8 protein-coding genes and 2 pseudogenes are annotated in these 6777 nt (G+C 69.0%); 6 read left to right on the top strand and 4 right to left on the bottom strand.

Going from position 1 to position 6777, the window contains the following annotated elements; genetic code table 11:
- The first annotated feature begins 225 nt into the window (after positions 1-225).
- Together ACWEPL_RS64710 and ACWEPL_RS64705 are read left to right on the top strand one after the other, a co-directional pair.
- On the top strand, positions 226-639 hold the full coding sequence (locus ACWEPL_RS64710; RefSeq protein WP_452442919.1) for a hypothetical protein: 414 nt from the start codon (positions 226-228) through the stop codon (positions 637-639).
- A 372-nt stretch (positions 640-1011) separates the two neighbouring features.
- Positions 1012-1797 (top strand): hypothetical protein, encoded by a 786-nt coding sequence (locus ACWEPL_RS64705; protein WP_363985778.1) that lies wholly within the window; start codon positions 1012-1014, stop codon positions 1795-1797.
- Positions 1798-2207: 410 nt separating this feature from the next.
- Here the strand turns inward: ACWEPL_RS64705 and ACWEPL_RS64700 are convergent, their stop codons facing one another.
- Positions 2208-2552: a hypothetical protein gene (locus tag ACWEPL_RS64700; protein WP_452442923.1), complete on the bottom strand. Its 345-nt coding sequence runs from the start codon at positions 2550-2552 to the stop codon at positions 2208-2210.
- Between the two features lies 1 nt (position 2553).
- Positions 2554-2631 (bottom strand): annotated as a pseudogene (locus tag ACWEPL_RS64695) (DUF418 domain-containing protein); the annotation flags it as partial.
- A gap of 38 nt (positions 2632-2669) precedes the next feature.
- Here ACWEPL_RS64695 and ACWEPL_RS64690 point away from each other — a divergent pair.
- The gene (locus ACWEPL_RS64690; protein WP_452442917.1) at positions 2670-3293 is read left to right on the top strand and encodes a hypothetical protein; all 624 of its coding nucleotides are present in this window, start codon (positions 2670-2672) and stop codon (positions 3291-3293) included.
- Between the two features lie 358 nt (positions 3294-3651).
- On the opposite strand, the gene ACWEPL_RS64685 is transcribed toward ACWEPL_RS64690, so the two are convergent.
- A complete protein-coding gene (locus tag ACWEPL_RS64685; protein ID WP_452442921.1) occupies positions 3652-4005 on the bottom strand; it encodes a Tn3 family transposase in 354 nt (117 codons plus the stop codon).
- Between ACWEPL_RS64685 and ACWEPL_RS64680 the strand changes: the two genes are divergently transcribed.
- Together ACWEPL_RS64680 and ACWEPL_RS64675 are read left to right on the top strand one after the other, a co-directional pair.
- Positions 3952-4323 carry an enoyl-CoA hydratase/isomerase family protein gene (locus ACWEPL_RS64680; RefSeq protein WP_452442915.1) on the top strand — a complete coding sequence of 124 codons (372 nt, stop codon included), beginning with the start codon at positions 3952-3954 and terminating at the stop codon, positions 4321-4323. The genes ACWEPL_RS64685 and ACWEPL_RS64680 overlap by 54 nt on opposite strands.
- Before the next feature lies 1 nt (position 4324).
- Positions 4325-5630, top strand: a pseudogene (locus tag ACWEPL_RS64675) (transposase); the annotation flags it as partial.
- Between the two features lie 99 nt (positions 5631-5729).
- On the opposite strand, the gene ACWEPL_RS64670 reads toward ACWEPL_RS64675, so the two are convergent.
- Positions 5730-6563, bottom strand: coding sequence for a tetratricopeptide repeat protein (locus ACWEPL_RS64670; protein ID WP_452442913.1), 834 nt, complete (start codon positions 6561-6563; stop codon positions 5730-5732).
- Here ACWEPL_RS64670 and ACWEPL_RS64665 point away from each other — a divergent pair.
- Positions 6562-6726: a hypothetical protein gene (locus ACWEPL_RS64665; RefSeq protein ID WP_452442911.1), complete on the top strand. Its 165-nt coding sequence runs from the start codon at positions 6562-6564 to the stop codon at positions 6724-6726. The genes ACWEPL_RS64670 and ACWEPL_RS64665 overlap by 2 nt on opposite strands.
- Positions 6727-6777: the final 51 nt, after the last annotated feature.

The following is a 6777-nucleotide window of genomic DNA, read 5'->3' as shown; positions in this document are numbered from 1 at the left end:
GCCCCGGCGGCCAGCGCCACCGCGCCCGTGGCGCCCCTCGTGAGGATCGCCCGCCTCGACGGCTGCAGCTGGGGTCGTTCGGTCATGATGTCTCTCCACTTGGTGAGCTGGGATCGATCATCATGGTCATCGGCAGGCCGATTCTCGTCCAATACCTATGGCTATAACCGTCGGCTATGGCCTTTTACATGTCGAGCGGGCAGTTCTGGAGTGTGTACGGACGCGGTGATCGGCCTCCTGGACGACCATGCGGCGCTCGCAGCGCGACCGGCTGATGTCGTCGTGTACCACCCCAAGCCTCTCGGCGGGCCCGACGTCGCGGAGAAACTCGGCGTCCCGGCGTTCGCCGGTCTGCTGATCCCTCTGTACGCGCCAACGTCCGCCTTCCCCTCTCCCATCTTCCCGGTCCGGCCGCCAGGCCCGCTCAACCGGGCGACTCGCGGGTCGCCGCCGCGGGGGCTCGGGGTGTCGATCGTGCCGGAGTCGGTGGCCCGCCTCCGCTGCGGCGACGTCGTTTTCCGGCCGCTGTCACCACTGACCCGCGTGGTGACCCTGGACCTGACCTGGCGCACCGGCGACTCCAACCCGGTCGTCCATAACTTTCGCGCTTTGTTCCCTCCACCCCCGGCTCCTGCGTGAGGGCTTGCAGAGAAAACCCCTGGCTCTTCGAAACTCGACGTCCCGTTCCCAAGGAATCGTCGATGCCATGCCCGCCACAGTCGCCTGACGGCACAACACCCACGCCCAGTGACATGCCGCTTCAGCGTGCCCGCAGGCGTTTCCGTGGCTCGACCCACCGTGCACGGCCAGGTCTGCGAGCGTAGTCCGGCCTGAGGGCCGGGGCGGGTCGCGGCAAGGGCTGACGGAGCAGCTCGAGGAAGAGGCGGGCGAGCGGACCGGCTGCTTCGAGCACGTCACCCCTTAGGCATCTACTCCGGCCTTTACATGGCTTTTCGGGGTTCGTTGATTATGTGTTGACCCGTACCTTGTTGATCCACTTCTTGGAGCGTCGTGAAGCTGAAAACTGTTCTGACCGCGGCGACCGTGGTCGCCTGCCTGTCCGTGCTCACACCGCCGGCAGTCGCGAGCCCCGCCCTGCCCGATCCCGCCCCCGGCGGGCCGCAGCGTTCCTACGAGCCCGACATCGAGGGCACGAAGAACATCGATTCGCTGTCGGTGACTGCGACCCGCGGGGCCGGCCGAAGCGTGACGATAGCCTTCGACCGGCGCAGCCGGGCCGAGACGGGGGAGGTTCCGGCCGGGGCGCGGCGGTTCGTGTTCCTGTTCGACCGGTCGGTGAGCTTCAACCCCGGTGCCTTTCCAGCCTGTGCGCGTACCGTGATCGAGAAGCAGGGGGCGCAGGCGTGCCCGGCGGGGTCGCGGATCGGCGGCGGGCTCGGAGAGTCCGCGGACGGGCAGTCGCAGGAGGTGCTGGCCTTCAACACGCGGGTGGGGCCGTTGCCCGGGGTACTGGTGGTGCTGCCCGCCTCCGAGGTGATCCTGGAGCAGACCTTGGAGCGGGTCTCCGACCCGTACCGCAAGGACTACCGGTGGGTACTGGACGAGATCCTGCCGCCCACGTCCGTGCCGCCGCAGGACCGCGCGGGCACCATCCGGTTCCAGCTCTCCTTCGGCGCCACCCGCCAGTACCAGGGCCGCACGGTCGGCTTCGCCGAAACTACGGCCGAGTCGGGCGACACGCTGACCTTCGGCCTGTGGAGTGAGTTCGTCACTGGCCAGGTCGTCCTGCCCACCGCCCGGACGCCGCTCGTGGCCGGTGCGGAGGGCGGGCGATAAGCCGTGCCGTCCCGGCGATCGGCCGTGACCGAGGCCGCCGGGATGGCGCCGGCCGCCGCCGTGCAAGCTACCCGGACCGCCGCCACCGAATCGGCGGAGCCGACACTCGCACCCCCCGATTGCTGGCCACCATGGACGACGCCCGTCCATTAAGGAAAGGTGTCTCGGGCCGAAACACCTGGACGCGCGTTCGATTCACGTGCCCGGCGTTGAGCACTGTGGTGACCTTGAGCGCCCACTTGTTCCTGCTGAACAGCCCCGCGTCGTCCACCCAGGCGATCATCGGCCGACCCTGGCCATCCAGGGTCATGGCCATGTCTGCGCCCAGGCCGTGCGGGCACGGCTGGTGCGGTGTAGCCGTGCTCGCGGCACCAGGCGAGCCAGGACAGTACGGCGGCGCGGCGGGCGTTCTAAGTGTTGACCACCGCGCCGCCCCACAGGGCTTCCAGGGCCTCGCCGATCTCGTCGTCGGCCACTGCCGCGAGCGGGCGGTACTCGCCGAGCCAGAGCGCGATCTTGCCCTGCCCAACCCCAACACCGTGCGCCCCTACGCCGCCGAGCCAGGGCGAGGAGGGGTTGGCTGCTGTTCCCATGTTGCGGCGCTGGGTGATGAGGGTTGTGATCAGGTGGTCGAGAGGCTCGGGCAGCGGTAGTTCTTCCTCAGCGATCTGGAGTAGCACTTGATCACCGGAGACGGTCATGTCGCTGGTCTTGAGTTGCGTGATGCGGGTGGCCGGCTGGGCGTAGAGGAGCACGGTGGGCGCCGAGCCCGAGCCCCCACGCGGCCAGCACTGGGGCACAGAGCACCGATTGCGTGAGGTAGGCCGACAGGGAGTCTCGGTGTCCGGGCGGAGCTCGCGGCGGTGCCGCCGTTGCCCACGCAGGTGTTGTTGTCCGCATCGAGCGCCCTGGGAATCTCCGAGTCCGCCACACGAGCGGCACTGAACCGGATGGTGCACCGCTCTCTTCTCGCCCGCCACAAGCACGGCCGCACCAGCGCCTTCCAACTGACGGACGAGGGGAGGGCACTGCTACGGCGAGGCCGAGACCGGATGTTCTCGCCGACACCGTTCGACCATCCCGAAGGCATCTGGACCGTGTTGAGCTGCCCCGTCCCCGAAAGCCTGCGAAACCTGCGCTACCAACTGCAGGGTCGACTGATGTGGGCCGGATTCGGTGCCGTCCACCCCAACGTATGGGTTGCCCCCGGACGTGTAGACGTCGAGGAACTGCTCCGCAACCTTCCCACTCCGGAGGTGTTGGGACTCGTGCAGGCCTTTCACGGCACGCCCGCCGCGCCGAGCCAGCCCGAGCAACTGGTGCGCAAAGCCTGGGATGTCAACGCGCTGCGCTCAGGTCACCTGAGCTTCCTCGCTCGATGGGAAGGCGCGGAGCCACCTGCTGCGGGCGCCCTACCCCAGCTTCTGCTGCTGCACGCCGACTGGGGCCTCCTCCTTCGCGCCGCCCCCGGCCTGCCCCCCCGCGTACCTCGATGAAGACTGGCCCGCGCAGCGCTCCACACGCACGTTCCAGCGGCTTGACACGCGCCTTGGCCCGTCCGCCGAAAAGCAGCTGAACGCGCTCGTAGCCGAGACGGCGAGACGTTGACCTGTGCTTTCCCCGTCAAGCTGTCGCTGACACAAACAGCCATGTTCAGATTCCGGCGGCGAGCAGCGGGCAGTAAGCGCCACGACCGCCTCATCGCCGAACACTGCGCCGCCGCGCTGCGGTAGCCGACCCGCCGGCTGAGCCAGGCCCGGCCGCACAACCCTCACGGCGCCCTGGAGCGACAGGATGCCGTCAGATGCTGGGCTGACGCCGCCCAGGCCCACAGGGCCGGGCAGGCACGCACGATCACATCAATGTCATATCTGTGGCCACCGGCCGCAAGGGCCGCCAGCCGCTGCCGTCCAGCTTGGCCAGCTCCGCCTCGACATCCACAGTGATCACGCCGAAGAAGTTGATGTTCTCGCTGTGCGCCGGGGAGATGTGGGTCAGCAGCTCGTCCGGGACGTCCCGGCCAGCCGCACGCAACTGCCGTACAGCCAGCGAGTAATACTCGGTGGTCCAGGTAATGGCATAGTTGGTCAAAACGGTCAGACACCACGCCTGGTCAGTCTGATCGGCCAGGGCCGGCTTGGTGATGGCGCCCTGGTGGGCGTAGTGCAGGTCGCGGCGCAGCGCGTGCAGGCTCTCGCCCTTGTTCAGCTGGTCGACCGGCCTCGGGGGGGACGATCGCGCCGTTCTGCGACGCGATCTTCATGGGCGGACGCGGCGACCATCGCGGACCCGCATGTGCGGATCGGCGTCGTCGCAGGCGACGGCGGCGCGGCCATCTGGCCGATGGCCATGGGACCCGCCCTGGCCAAGCGCTACCTGCTCACTGGCGATCCCGTCACCGCGTCGGAAGCCGCCCACCTGGGCATTGTCACGCACGTGTGCTCCCTCGGCGAGGTGCTGCCCGAGGCGACCGCGTTCGCCCAGCGCCTGGCCGCAAGCGCTCCCCTGGCCGCCGGCCGGGCCTGAGGTGTGGGTCGTGTGCCGGGAGTTGATTTCGGCCAGGAGCGTGTTCCCGTTCCTGGCCGAACACCGGCGAGTGCTGTTCCGCCGCAAGCGTTCGCGGACATGTACGCGCCGGTGAAGGGGCGTCCATCGGTGCCGCCGGGTCTGCTGGCCACGGTGGCGGCGCTGCGGTTCGACCTGCGCTGGAAGGCCGCCTGCGGGCTTGGCCTGTATGACAAGGGATTGGATCCGTCGCTGTTTACATATTTCCGGCGTCGGCTGGCCCGCTCGTCGGATCCGGACCGGATCTTCCAGGCCGTACGCACCGTGGTGGAGCAGACTGGGGTACTGGCGGGCCGGACTCGGCGGGCGTTGGATTCGGCGGTGCTGCTGGATGCGGTCGCCACCCAGGACACCATCACCCAGCTGGTCGCTGCCATCCGCCGGGTGGCCTACCAGGTACCCGGCGCGACCGCGCTCCTGGCGGCACACTGTCACGCCCACGACTACGCCGACCCGGGCAAGCCGAAGATCGCCTGGGACGACGAGGGGGCCAAGAACGCCCTGGTCAATGGCCTGGTCACTGATGCGCTCACCCTCCTGGACCACCTGGCCGGCCAGGACCTCGACGAGCCGGCCGAACACGCGGTCGGCCTGCCGGCCCTGATCGCCGGCCAAGACGTCGAACCCGCCGACGGCACCGACGGCACCGACGGACGGTGGCGGATCGCCAGCCGCACCGCACCCGACCGGATCATCTCCACCGTCGCCCCGCAGGGCCGCAACATCCACAAAAGCGGTCAGCACCGTGACGACGGCTACAAGGCTCACCTGGCGGTCACCGCCGTCGCGTTACGCCCCGGTGCTGGAGCCGCCCATCACGAGGCCGGACACCGGCTGCTGATCAACCGCCCGCGCTCAAGCCCACCGTGGCCGGCGGATTCACCCTCGACGACTTCGTCATCGACACGAGCGCCGGCACCGTCACCTGCCCCCGCCGGGCACACCGTCCCGCTCGCCGACCCGGCAGGCCTCCACCAGCAGCGCCACGCCACCTTCACCGGCCGGTGCGCCGCTTGCCCCCTGCATGATCGCTGCACCACCGCCAAGACCGGCCCCCGGTGATGACCATCCGCCCGCACCACGATCTACAACCCGCAGCCCGCCACCAAGCCGCCACCGACCCCGCCTGGCAGGACGACTACCGGTGCCGGCGGCCCATGGTGGAGCGCGCCGTGGCCTGGCTGGTCGCCCGCGGCAACCGCCGTCTGCCCTACCGCGGCAGCCACGCCAACGACCGCTGGCTCCACCGCCGCACCACCGCCCTCAATCTCCGCCGCCTGGTCAACCTCGGACCCAGTCGCCTCCGCGAACTGGGGCGACGCGGGACCCCGGTCAATCTGGTCTGTCCGGGACGAGGTGTTGCAGGCTCAGTAATATTGTTTTTCGATCACCTGCGGTGTCGCGGGAGTTTCGTTGTTTTCCAGAGAGTTCCTTTCCTCGGCGGTGATGAGGTTGAGGTCCTGCATGATGGCGATCGAGCGTCGCCAGTAGCGGCGAGCGTCGGTGGTTCTGCCCGCGTTGTGGAGGGCACGCCCCAGCCCCCAGAGGATGTCGGCTCGCCGGAACTCGCTGATGGGGCCCGCTTCCCGGTGAAGGTCGAGAGCCTCCTGGTAAAGGGCGATGGCTTGCCCCGATTGTCCGGCCAGGCGGTGCGCCTCGGCGAGGTGAGCGACAGAAAGGCCAAGATAGGCTGAGATGTTGGCCTCTTTGTAGATCTCGATTGTGCGTGTGTGGGCGGCGATGGCCGAATCGAACTGCCCCGTTCGCTGGTAGGCCAGCCCCAGGTGTGTGAGGACCGTCGCCGGGGTCAGGCGGTTGCCCGCCTCGCCGACATGGGCGAGGGCACGCAGGTGATAGGAGATGGCTGCCTCATAGCGGCCCGCGCTCCTGTGGGCGACCCCGATGTAGTCGAGCAGCGCCGCTTCGCGGCTGGTGTTCCCGGCCCGGCGGAAGGCGGTCCGGGACCTGTGCAGATGACGGATGGCGTGGTCGGGGCGTCCTGTGTAGATGTGAGCCCAGCCGAGATCGCCGTGCGCGACGGCCAGGTGGAGTGGGTCGTTGGTGTGCTTGGCGGCCACCAGCGCCAGCTCACTGAGGCGGAACTGCTTGAGGTAGAGGCCATGTTCGTGCAGCAGGACGGCGAGCATCGCCTCCAGGCCCACCACCTCGTCCGCCACGGGCGTGCGTACCGCCTGCTCCATGGCCGCCAGGATGATGTCCACCTCGGCGGCGATCCACGCCCTGGTCTCCTGGCTCGTCTCCAAGCTCACATCCGGGTGCGTCAGGTCGGACGGCCCAATCTCCAGCCGCCACGTGCTGCCCCTGTTCAGCTTCCGGCTGATCGTGCGGACGGTGGCCAGGTAGTGACGCAGGAGCCGGCGGAGGGCGAGGTGCCGTACCTGCAGGGTCTCCTCT

This window comes from Nonomuraea sp. NPDC004186, assembly GCF_053603495.1.
The sequence above is the reverse complement of the archived record's forward strand: the minus strand, read 5'-3'. Positions and strand labels throughout refer to the sequence as shown.

Coding starts and splice junctions, on each gene's coding strand:
- ACWEPL_RS64665 (WP_452442911.1), top strand. CDS start 6,562: ATGGCCGCCAGGATGATGTCCACCTCGGCGGCGATCCACGCCCTGGTC.
- ACWEPL_RS64670 (WP_452442913.1), bottom strand. CDS start 6,563: ATGGAGCAGGCGGTACGCACGCCCGTGGCGGACGAGGTGGTGGGCCTG.